This is a genomic window from Phocaeicola vulgatus ATCC 8482, from assembly GCF_000012825.1.
Classification (GTDB): domain Bacteria; phylum Bacteroidota; class Bacteroidia; order Bacteroidales; family Bacteroidaceae; genus Phocaeicola; species Phocaeicola vulgatus.
On record NC_009614.1, the window covers coordinates 1,076,726 to 1,094,543 of the forward strand.

The following is a 17,818-nucleotide window of genomic DNA, read 5'->3' on the forward strand; positions in this document are numbered from 1 at the left end:
TCTACTCCTGTGAGCATCTGTGTGCTTGCGGAACGTTATGGCGTAAAAGGACAGACTCTTCGTAAACAATACAAGGAGAAAATCAGTGATTACCGGAACTGGGACCAACTCGAACATGCGCATGACTACCTCCTTTATCCTGAAAACATTGGAGAAAACCTTTCTTTGGATGAAACTTGCCTGAGCAATGGAGATGTTTATACGATTCTGACCAATAAAGCAGCCAAAGGCCGTAAGGGGGCTTTAGTTGCAATGGTTCGTGGAGTGGCCACAGATGCGGTAAGCGGAATCTTGCGCAGGCTTCCGCACCGGAAACGGCTGTCTGTCAAGACTGTCACTACAGATTTATCTTCAGCCATGATGCTGACGGTCAGAAAGGTGTTTCCTGCCGCAAAGCTGATCAATGACCGTTTTCATGTACAGCAGCTCATGTCTGAAGCTGTTGACCGGTTAAGAATACGCTATCGGTGGAAAGTACTTGATGCGGAAAATCAGGCTATCAGGGAGCACCGTCAAAAGAAGAAAGAAGCAAAGAGTAAGGCGGAAAGGGAGAGAATAGGGAAATGGGAGCCTGAAAGAATGGAGAACGGAGAAACCCTGCCACAGATAGTAAGCAGAAGCAAGCATATTATACTGAAACACTGGAGCAAATGGAATGAACAGCAAAAGACCAGGGCTGCCATTCTCTTTGATAAATTCCCCAAGCTTCTGGAAGGATACAGCCTTAGCATGAAACTGACAGACATCTTCAACAAGAAGTCAGGTCCCGATGAAGCAAGGCTAAATCTCGCAAGATGGTACAATGAAGTGGAAAAGTTTGACTATATGGAGTTCAACAAGGTACTTGATACCTTTTCAAACCATAGTACGACCATCATAAATTATTTTGAAGAACGATTGACAAATGCTTCAGCGGAGTCGTTCAATGCTAAAATCAAAGCTTTTCGAAGCCAGTTAAGAGGGGTGGCTGATCTGAAATTCTTCATGTTCAGACTGGCTAGGCTATACGCTTAAAAGAAAGCTTACCAACCAGGAAAATCCGCTGACCCTGAATTTTATATCCTCTGCCATAGTTAAGCTTATTAAAATCGTTCAAATATAACACTTTTCCCAGTAATTGAACCCTAAATGACAGATTATTCTTAATTTTGCTGCGAAATAAATGAATATGTAATTTTAATAACAATATAAACATGGATAAGAAGTATAGCAGGGAGACCTTATGCGTACAGGCAGGCTGGACTCCGAAAAAAGGCGAACCGCGCGTTTTGCCTATTTATCAAAGTACCACATTCAAGTATGACACCAGCGAACAGATGGCGCGTCTGTTCGATCTGGAAGATTCGGGATATTTCTATACACGCTTGCAAAACCCCACCAATGATGCCGTCGCCGCAAAAATCGCAGCATTGGAAGGTGGTGTGGGTGCTATGCTGACCTCGTCCGGCCAGGCTGCCAACTTCTATGCCATTTTCAATATCTGTCAGGCAGGCGACCACTTCGTATGCTCGTCTACCATCTACGGAGGTACATTCAATCTGTTTGGCGTCACGCTGAAAAAACTGGGCATCGAGTGTACCTTCATTGACGCCAATGCATCCGAGGAGGAAATAGACAAGGCTTTCCGCCCGAATACCAAAGCGTTGTTCGGCGAAACCATCTCCAATCCGAGCATCGACGTGCTGGACATCGAAAAGTTCGCACGTATCGCACACAAACACGGTGTGCCTTTGATTGTGGACAACACCTTCGCCACTCCCATCAACTGCCGCCCGTTTGAATGGGGAGCGGATATCGTCACCCATTCCACAACCAAATACATGGACGGTCATGCCACCAGTGTAGGAGGCGCCATTGTGGACAGCGGCAACTTTGACTGGGAAGCCCATGCGGACAAATTCCCCGGTCTGACCCAGCCCGACGAATCTTATCACGGACTGACTTATACCAAAGCGTTCGGCAAAATGGCTTACATGACGAAAGCAACCGCCCAACTGATGCGTGACCTCGGCTCCATCCAGTCTCCGCAAAATGCGTTCCTGCTGAATCTGGGATTGGAAACATTGCACCTGCGCGTGCCCCGTCATTGCGAAAACGCACAGAAAGTGGCCGAATGGCTGGAAGCCAACCCGAAAGTGAAATGGGTGAATTATTGCGGACTGAAAAGCAGCAAATACTATGATCTGGCACAGAAATACATGCCAAACGGCTCGTGCGGTGTCATCGCTTTCGGCTTGAACGGAACCCGTGAGGAAGCGATAGAATTTATGGACAGGCTGAAATTCATCTGCATCGTAACCCATGTGGCCGACGCACGTACCTGCGTACTGCATCCCGCCAGCCATACTCACCGCCAGCTCACCGACGAGCAGTTGCGCGAAGCGGGAGTCGCTCCGGACCTGATCCGTTTGTCGGTAGGTATTGAGAATGTAAGCGACATCATTGCCGATATTGAACAAGCTTTACAATAAGGCGAAGCGGATGAAAAGAATCATTATCATTGGCGCCACTTCCGGCATCGGACTGGAAGTGGCGCGATGCTATCTGAAAGCCGGCTGGCAGGTAGGCGTGGCAGGACGTAGAGAGGAAGAACTGGAAAAGCTCCGGCAGTCCGCTCCCGGACAGGTATGTACCCAGCGGATAGATGTCACCCGCGAGGATGCCCCTGCCTTATTGGAGCAACTGATTATGAAAACCGGCGGCATGGATGTGTTCCTGCTCAGTTCGGGCATAGGCAAACAAAATCTTTCACTCTACCCCGATATAGAATTACAGACCGCAGCCACCAATGTTTCGGGATTCATACGAATGGTCAATGCCGCCTATCACTATTTCGAACAGCAAGGCAAAGGACATATAGCGGTGATCAGTTCCATAGCAGGCACCAAGGGACTGGGATCCGCCCCTGCCTATTCAGCGACCAAACGGTTTCAAAACACCTATCTGGATGCTTTGGACCAATTGGCGCACATGAACAAGCTACACATTTCCTTCACCGACATCCGTCCCGGATTTGTCGCCACCCCTCTGTTGAAAGATGACAAATACCCGCTGCTGATGCATGCTCCCTACGTGGCATCACAAATTGTAAGAGCCATCTCCCGAAGGAAAAGAGTAGCTGTCATAGACCGGCGTTATCAGATGCTGGTGTTTTTCTGGAAACTGATTCCCGGATGGCTATGGGTGAGGCTGCCCGTGCGGAACCAATAATCCTCCAACCCATATCATTTCATAAGAAAGCCTCTTGTTCTCATCCTGAACTTGTGAAAGATTTGTAAACAAGGCAAGGGTTTCTTCGTTCCCCCCTGGAATTACCTGAATGAAAGGAATCGGTCAAGGGAACCGGCACAGCCTGTGCTCATGCTGATGAAAGATCAAACAGGCTATTGAATGATGCTTTCTTTGTAAAGCGGAACCACTTTACAAACATAGAAACTTAAAAAAATTCTTTTCCCTTTGTAACAACTTTCCCGCTTCCCCCGTCTATCTGATTGAAAGTGCTTTCAAAAACAAATTCAGTTATGAACAAAAACAAAATAAAACCATGAAAAAGTTTGTATTTACTCTATTGCTAGTCTTAGGATGTCAGATTAGTCTTGCACAAAATTCAGCAGCACTCTTTGATGAGTTCCGCCGGGAAAAAAATGCTGAATATGTCAGTGCATCCCCTTTCCTCATGTTTATAGGAAAAATGTTTTATCCTTATAATGATGAGGGCAAAGAAATAGCAAGCAAAATACGCTCCGCCAAAATACTAGATCTGGATGAGTGCTCACCGGACGTAAAGCAACGCTTTTCACGACAATTCGAGGCATTGTCCAACAACGGCTACGAAACGCTGATGCAAATGAATGAAGATGGAGAACGCATACACATACAAATGAGAATGAAAAAGGAGGTCATCCGGGAATTGCTCATCGCTATCATAGAGGATGATGAATGCTCACTGATACAAGTAAACGGAAAAATACGCAAACAAGATATTGCCCAACTTATAAACGATCAGACAACAAATAAGAAGAAGCATGGACGCCGCTGAGTTTAAACAACAATTCCTGCCTTACCACCGCAAACTCTACCGGACAGCCTTCCGGCTGACAGAAAACCCTCAGGAGGCGGAAGATATGGTGCAGGAGGCGTATCTGAAATTGTGGAACAAGCGCGATGAGCTGGCGGGCGTGCTGAACACCGAAGCCTACTGCGTCACCCTTGTCAAGAACCTGTGCTACGACGCCCTCCGCAGGAGCCGGCCCGATGAAGACGGACATGCACCCGAAGAGCTGAACCTCCCTACGGACACCAACATAGCGCGGGAAGTGGAACAACGGGATGAGGTGAACCAGGTACGCCGGCTCATCGGCAGACTGCCAGAGCAACAAAAGCGGGTGATTCTGCTCCGTGATGTCAATGACTGCTCCTTTGAGGAGATAGAGCAAGCCACAGGACTGAATGCCATCAACATACGTGTGTTGCTGAGCCGCGCCCGCAAAAAGATACGTGAACAATATAATGCAATAATGAACTATGAAAGTAAATGAAATAGAAAGACTATTGGCCCGGTATTACGATGGAGAAACCAGCGAAACCGAAGAAAAGGAACTGAAACGCTTTTTTACCGAAGAGGACATTCCGGCTCATTTACTTGCCGAGAAGGAAATCTTCATGCAACTGGCAGCACAGCCCGCTCCCGAAATACCGGAAGGACTGGAAAGCAGGCTGAGCCGCAAGATAGACCAATGGGACACAGGCGAAAGACGCACGCTGAAAATAAAAAAACATACACGGACCCTCCGCTTGCAATGGATAGGGAGCATAGCCGCCAGCCTGCTCATCCTGCTCTCCGTAGGACTGTACCTATACAAGCCCTATCCGGCACCGCAAGATACCTGCGCCACCCCCGAAGAAGCATACGTACAGGCCCAGAAGGCACTTATCATGCTTTCCAGCAGCCTGAATAAAGGAATAGAAAAAGTGGAATCGGTGCAGGAAGCCACCGGAAAAATTCAAGAGAACGTAAACGAACAATTAAACCGATTAAATAACATAAAACAATGAAACGTACATATATCATTACCTTATTGCTCTCTCTGTGCTCACTGTTCACCTACGCACAGGACAGTTTTTTCGACAAGTTCGCTGATATGGACGGGGTAACCTCTGTCTATATCTCAAAAGCCATGCTCAGCCTGATGCCCGACATGAAAACGGAAGGGGTAAATATAGGCGAAGTAGCCTCCAAACTGGATAACATCCAGATTCTAAGTTGTGAAAAACCCGACATTATCGCCAAGCTGAAAAAAGAGACAGCTTTCATCAGTCCCAAGAACGGCTACGAGGAACTGATGCGCATAAACGATGAAGGCGAAAAGACCATCATTTATCTGAAACGGAACAAAAACAAAGAAAAGGAATTTGTATTGATGAGTCAGGAAAAAAATGAATTTACCATCATCGCCATCACAGGAAATCTGACCCTGCAAGAGATACAAGGCATCATCAACAAGGAGTAACTCCACACATCCCCCACCCTAAGGCCTTTTCTCCCGCCTGCTAAGGTCTGAAGAAAGGATATATACTATCTCCATAGCACTATGGAGTTATCTCCAAAGCTTGCGGAGTTAACTCCAAAGGCTATGGAGATAACTCCGCAGGCTTTGGAGATAGTAACCGGACGGTCGGAAAGGCTTAACAATAGGGCTGCGAATGCTTACGTTATCTCCGGAAAATGGTTATCCGCCCGCAGAAGCCCCACCAATGAAGGAACTTATTTCTTTATCCGTTTTTGGGTAGGCAAAGTAAACTCATGCGCTTCGGTCACCGCCCCGTTGCTCTCTGTTGCAAAAACACGGAATTGCGCCTGGCCTGTTTTCAACTTCCTGCCTCCACGAATGGTGGCCGTGTACCTTATCTGATTCCCGACAGGCATATAGGCAATCTGAGCCGAAGGTGAAATCAAAATATGTTTCATGCCGCTCATTTCCTCTATTACCGGAGTAACATTGTAAGCGGGCACATCACCATCATTCACCACATCGAACACCAGTTTGCTGTCTTCTTCCGCATCAATAACATGGTTACGGTTATCATCGATAAAACGCAGGTTGATAATCCTCAATCCCGATGAAGGCTCATAAGAGGAAGTGTGCTCATACTGCGAAGAAGAAGGATAAGTCTTTACGTAATACTCCTCCACCTGATAAGTTTCCTCCCGAGGTGTAGTTATGGCATTTCCCACAGCAGCCCCCGTTACAGTTCCCAGCAGGGCGCCGAATTGCGAACCGTTGTATCCGCCGGCCCTGTCACCCACAATAGCGCCTAATACTCCGCCGATGGCCGCACCGGCTTGTACTGCCGCCGGATTGCCTTGCATTCCGGATGGTGAGCAAGCCGAAAGCAAAGCGGTCGGAATGCATAAAATGAATATCATTTTTCTCATACCCCAAGTAGTTTATAATCTTTATCAGACAGACAAATATACTTTTTCCTATTGACAATGGGTTCATCGGCTATGTTAAAATTTCATTTCCTGTCATGCATCCTCATCGGTCTAACCGCCATCATTCCGGATGGAAGGCTCTTCTTCCTAAAATGAAAAGATAAGTCTAAATAACACAAGAAACAGAAGGAGACGTTTTTTTTTCTATATATTTGCCGGAAAACAAATGAAAAGTTCTTCGCCATACCCTTGCATCGCCGCAGAAGGCTTCCCCCTCTCCGCTGCAAAACCGCGCCCGGTATGGCAAGGAAATATTTATAACCTATCATTATGGAATTGAAAGCAAAATACGAACAGCGCATTGAACAGGCTGAGGCAGAACTCCGCCAGATAAAAAATAAGATTCTCCGCATCAGCACGCTGAGGGTCTTGTTATTTGCAGCAGGGATTATAGGAACAATCTACTTCTATCAGGCAGGGACACCCACTATATGTCTAACCATAGCGGTCACTTTCGTTCCTTTTCTGGCATTGGTGAAGTATCACAACCGGTTGTTTTTCCGCAAAGACTGGCTGGAAACCTGCATACGGGTGAATAGTGACGAGCTTTCCGCACTGGCGGACAACTATGAGCCTTTTGAGGACGGAAAGGAATTCACAAACCCGGCCCACAGGTATTCTTTTGACCTGGACTTGTTCGGAAGGCACTCCTTGTTCCAGGCCTTGAACCGTACCTGCACTTCATTCGGAAAGGAAAAACTGGCAGAATGGTTGCAAAATCATCTGGAGATAAAGGAAGAGATAATCCAACGGCAGGAGGCGACAAAGGAACTGGCTGCTTATTCCGATTTCCGGGAAACATTCCGGATCACCGGCCTGCTCTACAAAGGGGCGACAAGCGACCGCGAAGAAATTAAAGAGTGGACGGAAGCACCTGCCTATTTCAGCAAGAAATGGTGGAGCCGCCCGTTATTGGGAATCGTTCCCGGAGTCAACATCGTACTGGCTATGCTGGGAGTGGCGGGGGTCATTCCGATGACATGGTTCGGACTGGCCTTCGGACTGTTCGTGATAGGTAGTTTCGGACTGATAAAGCCTGTCAGCAACCTGCAAAGAGTGTATGACAAGAAATTACGTATCCTGTCTATCTACGCCGAACTGATCAGCCTGATAGAAAACCGGGAAATGAACGCTCCGCTACTCAGACACCTGAAAGCTGAATTCGGCATGAACGGGAAATCCACCACCCATATCTTGAAAGAGCTTTCACGGGAACTGGACAAACTGGACTTGCGCAACAACCAACTGCTATATGTCTTGCTGGAAGGTTCCATGTTCTGGCAACTCCGGCAGGTAATGCGCATTGAGCAATGGAGGCACAAATATGGAAAATATCTGCTCCACTGGCTGGACGTATTGGGTGACATTGATGCTCTTTGTTCTCTGGCGACATTTGCCGGCAACCATCCCGCATACACCTATCCGACCATTGCCGGCAAGCCTTTTGTATTCCTTGCAAAGGATATGGGACATCCCCTGATGCCTGCACGGCAATGTGTGACCAATGATGCCGATATCCCCTCAAGACCGTTCTTTGTCATCATCACAGGAGCCAACATGGCAGGAAAAAGTACTTATCTGCGTACAATCGGAGTGAATTATGTATTGGCATGTACCGGCTGCCCCGTATGCTGTTCCTCCCTTGAAATATATCCTGCCAAACTAGTGACAAGCTTGCGGACTTCCGATTCGTTGACAGACAACGAATCTTACTTCTTTGCCGAACTAAAACGATTGAAACAAATTATAGACCGCCTGAATAAGGGAGAGGAGTTGTTCATCATTCTGGATGAGATTTTAAAAGGAACCAACTCGATGGACAAGCAGAAAGGCTCATTCGCCCTGGTACGCCAACTGATGGAACTGAAGACGAATGGCATCATTGCCACACACGACCTGCTATTAGGGAAACTAATAGAATATTTCCCCAAAGAGATACGGAATTATTGCTTTGAAGCTGATATTACCAACGATGAACTGACTTTTTCATACAAACTCCGTGAAGGTATCGCACAAAATATGAATGCCTGCTTCCTGATGAAAAAGATGGGGCTAATCATCAACGACTAACCCCACCCGACAATTTATCACATTAACGTCTTAAGCAAATAAAGCAGACCTTCACAGGCACACCTTATTTCATAACATAAAGAGTCATAGAAAATCAAAATTCACTTGTTTCCAAGCAATGTACAAACGCACTTGCATCATCTCCCGTGAAATAAAACACAGAAGATGCAGGTTCGTATGTATAGGGGATGAAACGGAACAGCTGGGCCGCAACGAATTTCTTGTCCTGAGAAATCATATAGTCCATACGTACGTTTCCGTTTGTCTTTACTTTCACGTCATTCCTGGTTTCAAAACCTTTTTTCTCCAACGCGTCCGTCAAAGCCTGTAAATCGCATACATCAAAGAAGCAGGTCCCTTCTTTAGCTACGCTGCCGGTAGGTGCATACACCCATTCCTTGCCTCGCCAGAAAAAGCGGAATACGGCCCACAGAAACAAAATGGTTCCACCGGCCATAAGCACCATGCTCATGGTGGATGAGGAATCCCCCATCTTTAAAGAGGTTGCAAATGCACCCGCACCTATCACACAAAGGATAGCGGATATGATAATAGAAGAAACACTAGTACGTTTTACGACATCAGGGTGTGTTGTTGAAAACAAGGTTGCTTCAGTAGAAACTGTATTACTCATAATAATTTAAATTTTATTCTTTACTAATTAAAAATACAATAATTCATACCAAGGTCACATCTCGCCAATCACCCGGCAAGACAGAACCATGAAAAACAAATTGGTAAAAGAATAAAAGCTAAATAAGAATGCGCCTCATACCAAAGATATAGTGCTCGCAAGCACTATCCCAGGGAAGGGAATGGGAAGAGGCATACACATGGGTATGACAGCTTGCAAGACTGGCCATCCGGGCGGCCATCTTACGCAACAAAATTTTGATAAATTGGGTAGTTTCTATGGAGGAAAAACGGTACATGCGCTCTGCAGAGGCACTGACACGATGTGCTAAAGTATGAGCGTCCCCAAACTCCATATCTGCTATTCCCTTATTGCTATCCAAGGGAATGACACGATCTTCATTGATGGAGTGCTGCGGAGTAGTATCCGTATGCTGTACAGTACATACCGTCATTGATGCAGCTGGAACTGCATCTACATATTCTGTTCCGGCAAAAGCCAAGGCAAACAGAAAAAATAATATGACTGTAACAAATCCTTTCATTGCTTACTGTTTGGTTTACAAAGATAACATAAATAGCGTTTTAGATTTCATTTCATACAATAATTAACACATATCAAAGGTATTTTGTTTTAAGGGAGCTATGAAGGATTATCCAAAATTATGAAGGATCGGTTCTCAATTCCTTCATGGTTTCTTCCTGAAAAGCAACAGGTTACCTATCTATGACGGTTTTGAAGGAATTATTCGATGTTTCTAATTCCGACTTTAAATTAAAAGCTGTTCTTGCTCTGCATGCCTCGTCCGTATCAAAACTTTTGTAAACAGAACAAGTAATATGCATGTGGACAGAAGCCTCACAGCTTGTTTTCTCATTACTGCCGGTCAGGGCATAAAATAAAAAAAGCCACAGCTTTTATAGCTATGGCTTTTATATATATGATGATTACAGATTATTCAGCTTTAGGGGCTTCCTCTGTAGTTTCAGCTGCCGGTGCTGCAGGAGCTTCTGTAGCGGCTGCACTCTTCTTAGAACGACGAGTACGAGTTGCTTTCTTAGCAGTTGCAGTCTTAGCCATGTTTTCATCGTAATCTACCAATTCGATAAAGCACATTTCAGCATTATCACCCAAACGATGACCTGTTTTGATGATACGAGTATAACCACCCGGACGATCTGCTACTTTTACAGAGATTTCTTTGAACAACTCCGTTACAGCAAACTTATCTTGCAAGTTGCTAAATACAACACGACGTGAATTAGTTGTGTCGTCTTTAGATTTTGTAATTAAAGGCTCAACGAATTTCTTCAAAGCTTTAGCCTTTGCAACAGTCGTAGTGATTCTTTTGTGCTTGATCAAAGAACAAGCCATGTTAGATAACATAGCACTTCTATGAGAAGCAGTACGACCTAAATGATTGAATTTCTTATTATGTCTCATTTTTTATTCTTTATCTAATTTATATTTAGAGATATCGGTTCCAAACGACAGATTCAGACCCTCGAGCAAATCATCAAGCTCCGTGAGCGATTTCTTACCGAAGTTTCTGAACTTCAACAGATCTGTCTTGTTGAACTGTACCAAGTCACCCAATGTTTCCACATCGGCAGCTTTCAAGCAGTTCAAGGCACGAACTGAGAGGTCCATATCAACAAGCTTAGTCTTAAGCAGCTGGCGCATGTGCAATACTTCTTCATCAAATTCTTCATTGCCGTCCACATCGGATGTTTCAAGAGTAATCTTTTCATCAGAGAACAACATGAAATGATAAATCAATATTTTAGCGGCTTCTTTCAAAGCTTCCTTCGGGTGAATGGAACCATCGGTAGTAATTTCCAATACCAGCTTTTCGTAGTCAGTCTTCTGTTCAACACGGAAGTTTTCCACCTGATATTTTACATTACGTATCGGTGTGTAAATAGAATCGATAGGAATTACATTAACATCGGTACAATATTCGCGGTTTTCGTCGGCCGGAACATACCCTCTACCTTTATTAATGGTAATGTCCATCTGCATTGTTGCTTTTGAATCTAAATGGCAAATAACCAATTCAGGATTTAACACTTCAAATCCAGTCAAATACTTACTTATATCACCTGCCTTAAATTCACTAGAATTCTCAACGGTAATGCTTACCTTTTCATTTTCGAACTCTTCTACTACTTGCTTAAATCTGACTTGCTTCAGATTTAAGATAATGTTGGTCACGTCTTCTTTAACACCGGGTACAGATGCGAACTCATGTTCTACACCTTCGATCTTAATCGTGTTGATTGCAAATCCTTCCAATGAAGAAAGAAGAATACGGCGTAAAGCATTACCTACGGTAATACCGAAACCGGGTTCGAGTGGACGGAACTCAAATTTTCCAAATCTGGAGTCCGCTTCCAACATTAATACTTTATCAGGTTTTTGAAATGCTAATATCGCCATGAAATTAATTATTATTTAGAGTACAATTCAACGATCAAGTGTTCTTTAATGTTTTCAGGAATGTCTGCTCTTTCAGGTATATGTAACAACTTACCTACCTTAGAACTTTCATCCCACTCCAACCAAGGATATTTGCTGTGATTGAATCCTGCAAGTGAATTAGCAATCACTTCCAAAGATTTAGATCTTTCGCGTACACCCACAATCTGACCGGGTTTTACAGAGAATGAAGGAATATTAACTACCTTTCCATCTACTGTAATGTGCTTGTGACTTACTAACTGACGGGCAGCAGCACGAGTCGGAGCAATACCCAAACGGAACACCACGTTGTCAAGACGAGCCTCTAAACTCTGCAACAAGATTTCACCGGTAATACCGTTAGCACTTGCAGCCTTTTCAAACAGGTTACGGAATTGTTTTTCCAATACACCGTAAGTATATTTAGCTTTTTGTTTTTCTGCCAACATGACACCATACTCAGAAGTCTTTCTTCTTCTGTTGTTACCATGTTGTCCGGGAGGATAATTCTTCTTAGATAAAACTTTATCTGCTCCAAAGATTCCTTCACCGAATTTACGGGCAATTCTTGATTTTGGTCCAGTATATCTAGCCATTTCTTTTTCTAATTTAATTGTTACTAATGAACTTAATTTGTTGCAGCCGCGATTACAGAAAGGAAGTGCAATCCATTATTAACAAAATCAAGTTACATATAAAAATAGGTTATCTATTAAACTCTTCTTCTTTTCGGAGGACGACAACCGTTGTGCGGAAGCGGAGTTACATCAATAATTTCAGTAACCTCGATACCAGCTCCGTGAACAGTTCTGATAGCAGACTCACGTCCGTTTCCAGGACCCTTTACATAAGCTTTCACCTTTCTCAGGCCAAGATCAAACGCTACCTTAGCGCAATCTTGTGCAGCCATCTGTGCTGCATAAGGAGTGTTCTTCTTAGAACCTCTAAATCCCATCTTACCTGCAGAAGACCATGAGATAATCTGACCTTCACTATTTGCCAGAGATACAATGATGTTGTTGAATGAAGAATGAACATGCAACTGTCCATTAGCGTCAACCTTCACATTTCTCTTCTTAGCTGCGACTGTTTTTTTTGCCATATCAACAATTATTATTTAGTAGCTTTTTTCTTATTTGCAACTGTTTTCTTTCTTCCCTTACGTGTACGAGCGTTGTTCTTAGTGCTCTGGCCACGAACCGGCAGACCAATACGGTGACGTACACCACGATAGCAACCAATATCCATTAATCGCTTAATGTTTAATTGCACTTCTGAACGAAGATCACCTTCTACTTTGTATTCAGCACCAATGATTTCACGAATTTTAGCAGCCTGGTCATCTGTCCAGTCTTTTACTTTCACATCTCTGTCAACACCAGCCTTATCCAAGATTTTTGCTGAACTACTGCGTCCAATACCATATACATAGGTTAACGCAATCTCGCCTCTCTTATTCTGAGGCAAATCTACACCAACTATTCTTATAGCCATATACTAAATTATTTTTTTTGCAAAAATAATAAATTATCCTTGACGTTGTTTATACTTAGGATTTTTCTTGTTAATAACATACAAACGGCCATTTCGTCTAACGATTTTGCATTCCGGCGTACGTTTCTTTAATGATGCTCTTACTTTCATATCTTATTTCTTTTTTATTTATATCTAAAAACGATTCTTCCTTTAGATAAGTCATAAGGAGACATCTCTACTCTGACCTTATCCCCGGGTAATATTTTAATGTAATGCATTCTCATCTTGCCAGAGATATGAGCAGTAATCTCATGCCCGTTTTCTAGCTCAACACGAAACATTGCATTAGACAATGCTTCAACTATAACTCCATCTTGTTCTATTGCGGATTGCTTTGCCATATTAAATTGCTTTATCTCCTAATACTTGTTCGACATATTCAAATGAGGACAAAATATCTGCCTTCCCAACTCCTATTGCAACTGTATGCTCAAAGTGAGCGGCACATTTCCTATCGCGTGTACGCACTGTCCATCCATCTCTTTCCATTACTATCTGGCGGGAACCCAATGTTATCATCGGTTCGATGGCAATGCACATACCCTTTTTCAACTGAGTGCCGTATCCTCTTTTTCCATAATTGGGTACCTGCGGATCTTCATGCATATCTTTTCCAATACCATGACCTACGAATTCTCTTACCACACCATAGGAATTAGCCTCGCAATGTTGCTGGACAGCAAAACCTATATCACCCAAACGCTTTCCATGAATGGCATTCTCTATACCTAAATATAAAGCTTCTTTTGTTGTCTTCAAAAGTTTCAAGACCTCAGGATCAACTTCTCCTACACAGAAGGTATAAGCTGAATCCCCACAAAACCCATTCATATAAGTACCACAATCAACAGAAACAATATCACCTTCTTTCAAAGGGATATCATTGGGAATACCGTGTACAACCTGATCATTTACCGAAGTACACAAGGTACTGGGAAACGGATCACCATACTGATTGGGAAAACCTTTAAAAGTAGGAACAGCTCCATTATCTCTAATAAACTCTTCAGCCACCTTGTCAAGTTCCTTAGTTGTCACACCGGGTTTTATCAATTTAGCAACTTCAGCCAGAGTCCTACCTACAAGTAGGTTACTCTGACGAAGCAGCTCTATCTCATCATCTGTCTTAAGAAATATCATCTCAGACTAATTAATATGCAGCAACATTACCAGCACGCCCCTTGATTCTTCCGGAATTTAACAATCCGTCGTAATGGCGCATCAGCAAATGACTTTCTACCTGTTGGAGTGTATCCAATACAACACCTACAAGAATCAATAAGGATGTACCACCGAAGAACTGGGCGAACTCAGCTTTTACTCCAAAAATACCGGCAAATGCAGGCATGATGGCTACAAGAGCCAAGAATATAGAACCCGGCAGAGTAATACGAGACATGATCGCATCTATATACTCAGCTGTATTCTTACCTGGTTTTATTCCCGGAATAAAACCATTATTTCTCTTCATATCTTCTGCCATCTGGTTAGGATTAATTGTTATTGCAGTATAGAAGTATGTAAACACAATAATCAATATTGCAAAAACAAAATTATACCAGAAGCTAGTATGATCTACAAATGCACGTACAATACCACTTGCTGTTGCAGCATTTGAGAAACCTACCAATGTAATAGGGATAAACATGATTGCCTGGGCAAAGATGATAGGCATTACATTCGCAGCATTCACCTTTAAAGGAATATATTGTCTTGCACCACCATATTGTTTGTTTCCTACAATACGTTTCGCATACTGTACGGGAACTTTGCGGACGCCTTGAACCAGCAAAATTGCTGCTGCAATAACGAACAACAAAAATACTATTTCCAACAAAAACATGATGATACCACCTGCACCCGGAGAAGCCAGACGAGAAACAAACTCCTGGAATAAAGATTGTGGCAGACGGGCAATAATACCAATCAAAATGATGAATGATATACCATTACCTATCCCCTTATCTGTTATTCTTTCTCCAAGCCACAGAATAAACATACTTCCAGCTGCCAAAATGATGGTAGAAGTAATTATAAAGAATGTCCAATCTAATGAAGCATTAAGTGATGGTCCGGCTTGCATCTTAAGGTTAAGCAAGTATGAGGGAGCTTGGAAAACCAAAATTGCAATTGTCAATATACGAGTATACTGATTGATTTTTCTTCTACCACTTTCACCTTCACGCTGGATTTTCTGAAAGTAGGGAACAGCAATCGCCAAAAGCTGAATTACAATTGATGCCGAGATATATGGCATGATTCCCAATGCAAAAATAGATGCATTGGAAAACGCTCCTCCAGAGAACATGTTTAACAAGGCTAACAAACCTTCACTCGTTTGTTTATGCAACTGAGTTAACATAGCAGGGTTAATACCTGGCAGAACCACGTAAGAACCAAACCTGTAAATTGCAACAAATAATATAGTAATGAGGATCCTTTGTCTCAGATCCTCAATTTTCCATATATTCTTTAATGTTTCAATAGATTTTCTCATTGAATCAGAGTTTTACTGCATTACCACCAACAGCTTCGATTGCAGCTACCGCACTCTTTGAAAAAGCATTAGCTTCCACATCAAGCTTAGTAGTCAAACTACCGTTACCTAGTACTTTTACCAATTGATTAGAAGAAATGAAACCAGCTTCAATAAAGTCATTCATACCTACCTTAGTCAGATTCTTAGCTTCAGCCAATTTCTGAATAGTTTCAAGGTTAATAGCTTTATATTCTACACGGTTAATATTCTTAAAACCAAACTTCGGAACACGACGTTGAAGAGGCATCTGTCCACCTTCAAAACCAATCTTCTTTGAATAACCTGATCTTGATTTAGCACCTTTATGACCTCTTGTAGAAGTACCACCCAAACCAGATCCCGGGCCACGGCCAATTCTTTTTCTAGTCTTTGTAGATCCTTCTGCAGGTTTTAAATTACTTAAATTCATATCGTAATTAGTTTTTTTATTAACAATGAATTACTTAACGATGGCAACCAGGTGTTTTACCTTTTCAACCATTCCCAGAATAGAAGGAGTTGCTTCGTGCTCAACCACACGATTCATCTTGCGAAGTCCCAGCGCATCGAGTACTCTCTTTTGATCAGCAGGAGCACCAATTCTACTTTTTACTTGTTTAATCTTAATAGTTGACATAATTCCTCCTTATCCTCTAAATACTTTTTCCATACTTACGCCTCTGTTCTGAGCAACCATACGGGCATCTCTCATCTCGCCCAAAGCTAAAATAGTAGCTTTTACCAAGTTGTGCGGATTAGAAGAACCTTTTGACTTAGCCAAAACGTCTGTAACACCCACACTTTCCAAAACAGCACGCATCGCACCACCTGCTACCACACCAGTACCGGTAGAAGCCGGCTTGATGAATACTTCAGCACCACCAAATTTAGCCGACTGTTCATGAGGAACTGTACCTTTCAATACAGGAACACGAGTCAAGTTCTTTTTAGCTGCTTCAACACCTTTAGCAATAGCAGCTGTTACTTCACCTGCTTTACCAAGGCCCCAACCAATAATACCGTCTTCGTTTCCAACAACGACAATTGCAGAGAAGCTGAATGTTCTACCACCCTTTGTTACCTTTGTAACACGGTTGATAGCAACCAATCTGTCTTTTAACTCTATATCGTTAGTTATCTTAACTCTATTATTAACTGCCATAATTGATTAAAATTTAAGTCCACCGTTACGAGCAGCGTCAGCTACTTCTTTTATTCTCCCATGATACAAGTAACCATTACGGTCGAATACGACAGTCGTAATACCAGCTTCCTGAGCCTTCTTGGCAATCAGTTCACCAACTTTAGCAGCCTGTTCTTTCTTAGGCATAGCTTCCATTCCCAAAGATGAAGCTGCAGCCAAAGTTCTACCAGACAAGTCATCGATAACTTGAACGTAAATCTGCTTGTTACTTCTAAACACACTCATACGCGGACGTTCAGTAGTACCTGAAATCTTATTGCGTACTCTATATTTGATCTTGATTCGTCTTTCTAATTTTGTTGTCATGATAATACAATTTTATGTAAATTATTTAGCACCGGCTGACTTACCAGACTTTCTACGAATTTCTTCGCCAACAAACTTAATACCTTTACCTTTATAAGGTTCCGGCTTACGGAAAGAACGTATTTTTGAACAAACCTGACCCAGCAGTTGTTTGTCACAAGATTCCAATATAATAAGAGGGTTCTTATTTCTTTCTGACTTAGTTTCTACCTTGATTTCAGGAGGTAACTGCATAAAGATATTATGAGTATAACCTAAAGCGAAATCAATAATATTACCATTGTTTGAAGCACGGTAACCTACACCGACAAGTTCCAGTTCTTTCTTATAACCTTCAGAAACACCAATAACCATGTTGTTAACCAAAGAACGATACAAGCCATGAAAAGCATGTCTTTGTTTTACGTTATCCAACATCGCGTTTTCGTTTTCTGTCAACATCACATGTCCATCTTCAATTGCAACATTGATAGAAGGATCAACAAATTGGCTAAGTTCGCCTTTAGGACCTTTTACAGTAACTACATTATCCTTCAGAGTAACTGTTACTCCAGTGGGAATACTAATGGGTAATTTTCCTATTCTTGACATTGC

General features: G+C 42.9%; 25 protein-coding genes. 8 read left to right on the forward strand and 17 right to left on the reverse strand.

From position 1 onward, the window contains the following. Nucleotides 1–9: 9 nt before the first annotated feature. The 7 genes from BVU_RS03895 (at nucleotide 10) to BVU_RS03925 (ending at nucleotide 5,510) form a co-directional block, all read left to right on the forward strand. Nucleotides 10–1,014 (forward strand): ISAon1 family transposase, encoded by a 1,005-nt coding sequence (locus BVU_RS03895; protein ID WP_011964719.1) that lies wholly within the window; start codon nucleotides 10–12, stop codon nucleotides 1,012–1,014. A 179-nt stretch (nucleotides 1,015–1,193) separates the two neighbouring features. Continuing rightward, a complete protein-coding gene (locus BVU_RS03900) occupies nucleotides 1,194–2,471 on the forward strand; it encodes an O-acetylhomoserine aminocarboxypropyltransferase/cysteine synthase family protein (protein WP_005850660.1) in 1,278 nt (425 codons plus the stop codon). Between the two features lie 10 nt (nucleotides 2,472–2,481). After that, nucleotides 2,482–3,210 carry an SDR family NAD(P)-dependent oxidoreductase gene (locus BVU_RS03905; protein ID WP_011964902.1) on the forward strand — a complete coding sequence of 243 codons (729 nt, stop codon included), beginning with the start codon at nucleotides 2,482–2,484 and terminating at the stop codon, nucleotides 3,208–3,210. Between the two features lie 334 nt (nucleotides 3,211–3,544). Beyond that, nucleotides 3,545–4,039: a DUF4252 domain-containing protein gene (locus BVU_RS03910; protein ID WP_005844920.1), complete on the forward strand. Its 495-nt coding sequence runs from the start codon at nucleotides 3,545–3,547 to the stop codon at nucleotides 4,037–4,039. Then, entirely contained in the window at nucleotides 4,026–4,538 is a 513-nt protein-coding gene (locus BVU_RS03915; protein WP_005844918.1) for an RNA polymerase sigma factor, read from the forward strand. Before BVU_RS03910 ends, BVU_RS03915 begins: the two co-directional genes overlap by 14 nt. After that, on the forward strand, nucleotides 4,525–5,055 hold the full coding sequence (locus BVU_RS03920; protein WP_011964903.1) for a hypothetical protein: 531 nt from the start codon (nucleotides 4,525–4,527) through the stop codon (nucleotides 5,053–5,055). The genes BVU_RS03915 and BVU_RS03920 overlap by 14 nt, the downstream gene beginning before the upstream one ends. After that, nucleotides 5,052–5,510 carry a DUF4252 domain-containing protein gene (locus BVU_RS03925; RefSeq protein ID WP_005844914.1) on the forward strand — a complete coding sequence of 153 codons (459 nt, stop codon included), beginning with the start codon at nucleotides 5,052–5,054 and terminating at the stop codon, nucleotides 5,508–5,510. Before BVU_RS03920 ends, BVU_RS03925 begins: the two co-directional genes overlap by 4 nt. A gap of 254 nt (nucleotides 5,511–5,764) precedes the next feature. Here the strand turns inward: BVU_RS03925 and BVU_RS03930 are convergent, their stop codons facing one another. Then, nucleotides 5,765–6,436 carry a glycine zipper domain-containing protein gene (locus BVU_RS03930; protein ID WP_005844912.1) on the reverse strand — a complete coding sequence of 224 codons (672 nt, stop codon included), beginning with the start codon at nucleotides 6,434–6,436 and terminating at the stop codon, nucleotides 5,765–5,767. Between the two features lie 330 nt (nucleotides 6,437–6,766). On the opposite strand from BVU_RS03930, the gene BVU_RS03940 reads away from it, so the two are divergent. Next, nucleotides 6,767–8,566 (forward strand): MutS family DNA mismatch repair protein, encoded by a 1,800-nt coding sequence (locus BVU_RS03940; protein ID WP_011964904.1) that lies wholly within the window; start codon nucleotides 6,767–6,769, stop codon nucleotides 8,564–8,566. A gap of 94 nt (nucleotides 8,567–8,660) precedes the next feature. Here BVU_RS03940 and BVU_RS03945 read toward each other — a convergent pair whose 3' ends face one another. From BVU_RS03945 to rplF, 16 genes are all read right to left on the reverse strand, one after another. After that, nucleotides 8,661–9,200, reverse strand: coding sequence for a hypothetical protein (locus BVU_RS03945; protein ID WP_005844908.1), 540 nt, complete (start codon nucleotides 9,198–9,200; stop codon nucleotides 8,661–8,663). Between the two features lie 118 nt (nucleotides 9,201–9,318). After that, entirely contained in the window at nucleotides 9,319–9,744 is a 426-nt protein-coding gene (locus tag BVU_RS03950) for a hypothetical protein (RefSeq protein ID WP_005850650.1), read from the reverse strand. Nucleotides 9,745–10,154: 410 nt separating this feature from the next. Beyond that, a complete protein-coding gene (gene rplQ, locus BVU_RS03955; protein WP_005844904.1) occupies nucleotides 10,155–10,643 on the reverse strand; it encodes a 50S ribosomal protein L17 in 489 nt (162 codons plus the stop codon). Between the two features lie 3 nt (nucleotides 10,644–10,646). Continuing rightward, entirely contained in the window at nucleotides 10,647–11,639 is a 993-nt protein-coding gene (locus tag BVU_RS03960) for a DNA-directed RNA polymerase subunit alpha (RefSeq protein ID WP_005844902.1), read from the reverse strand. 11 nt (nucleotides 11,640–11,650) lie between these two features. Beyond that, nucleotides 11,651–12,256: a 30S ribosomal protein S4 gene (gene rpsD / locus BVU_RS03965; RefSeq protein WP_005844899.1), complete on the reverse strand. Its 606-nt coding sequence runs from the start codon at nucleotides 12,254–12,256 to the stop codon at nucleotides 11,651–11,653. A gap of 116 nt (nucleotides 12,257–12,372) precedes the next feature. Beyond that, the gene (gene rpsK, locus BVU_RS03970) at nucleotides 12,373–12,762 is read right to left on the reverse strand and encodes a 30S ribosomal protein S11 (protein ID WP_005844897.1); all 390 of its coding nucleotides are present in this window, start codon (nucleotides 12,760–12,762) and stop codon (nucleotides 12,373–12,375) included. An 11-nt stretch (nucleotides 12,763–12,773) separates the two neighbouring features. Beyond that, nucleotides 12,774–13,154, reverse strand: a complete 381-nt coding sequence (gene rpsM, locus BVU_RS03975) for a 30S ribosomal protein S13 (protein WP_005844895.1) — start codon at nucleotides 13,152–13,154, stop codon at nucleotides 12,774–12,776. 33 nt (nucleotides 13,155–13,187) lie between these two features. Continuing rightward, nucleotides 13,188–13,304 carry a type B 50S ribosomal protein L36 gene (gene ykgO / locus BVU_RS21295; protein ID WP_002558051.1) on the reverse strand — a complete coding sequence of 39 codons (117 nt, stop codon included), beginning with the start codon at nucleotides 13,302–13,304 and terminating at the stop codon, nucleotides 13,188–13,190. Nucleotides 13,305–13,318: 14 nt separating this feature from the next. Further along, nucleotides 13,319–13,537 carry a translation initiation factor IF-1 gene (gene infA / locus BVU_RS03980; protein WP_002558052.1) on the reverse strand — a complete coding sequence of 73 codons (219 nt, stop codon included), beginning with the start codon at nucleotides 13,535–13,537 and terminating at the stop codon, nucleotides 13,319–13,321. Between the two features lies 1 nt (nucleotide 13,538). After that, nucleotides 13,539–14,336, reverse strand: coding sequence for a type I methionyl aminopeptidase (gene map, locus BVU_RS03985; protein ID WP_005844893.1), 798 nt, complete (start codon nucleotides 14,334–14,336; stop codon nucleotides 13,539–13,541). A gap of 10 nt (nucleotides 14,337–14,346) precedes the next feature. Further along, the gene (gene secY / locus BVU_RS03990) at nucleotides 14,347–15,693 is read right to left on the reverse strand and encodes a preprotein translocase subunit SecY (protein ID WP_005844891.1); all 1,347 of its coding nucleotides are present in this window, start codon (nucleotides 15,691–15,693) and stop codon (nucleotides 14,347–14,349) included. Nucleotides 15,694–15,697: 4 nt separating this feature from the next. Then, nucleotides 15,698–16,144, reverse strand: coding sequence for a 50S ribosomal protein L15 (rplO, locus tag BVU_RS03995; protein ID WP_005844889.1), 447 nt, complete (start codon nucleotides 16,142–16,144; stop codon nucleotides 15,698–15,700). 30 nt (nucleotides 16,145–16,174) lie between these two features. After that, nucleotides 16,175–16,351, reverse strand: coding sequence for a 50S ribosomal protein L30 (rpmD, locus tag BVU_RS04000; RefSeq protein WP_005844887.1), 177 nt, complete (start codon nucleotides 16,349–16,351; stop codon nucleotides 16,175–16,177). Between the two features lie 9 nt (nucleotides 16,352–16,360). Next, nucleotides 16,361–16,876 carry a 30S ribosomal protein S5 gene (rpsE, locus tag BVU_RS04005; protein WP_005844884.1) on the reverse strand — a complete coding sequence of 172 codons (516 nt, stop codon included), beginning with the start codon at nucleotides 16,874–16,876 and terminating at the stop codon, nucleotides 16,361–16,363. A gap of 6 nt (nucleotides 16,877–16,882) precedes the next feature. Further along, a complete protein-coding gene (rplR, locus tag BVU_RS04010; RefSeq protein ID WP_005844882.1) occupies nucleotides 16,883–17,224 on the reverse strand; it encodes a 50S ribosomal protein L18 in 342 nt (113 codons plus the stop codon). 21 nt (nucleotides 17,225–17,245) lie between these two features. Further along, nucleotides 17,246–17,815, reverse strand: a complete 570-nt coding sequence (rplF, locus tag BVU_RS04015) for a 50S ribosomal protein L6 (RefSeq protein ID WP_005844876.1) — start codon at nucleotides 17,813–17,815, stop codon at nucleotides 17,246–17,248. Between the last annotated feature and the right edge of the window lie 3 nt (nucleotides 17,816–17,818).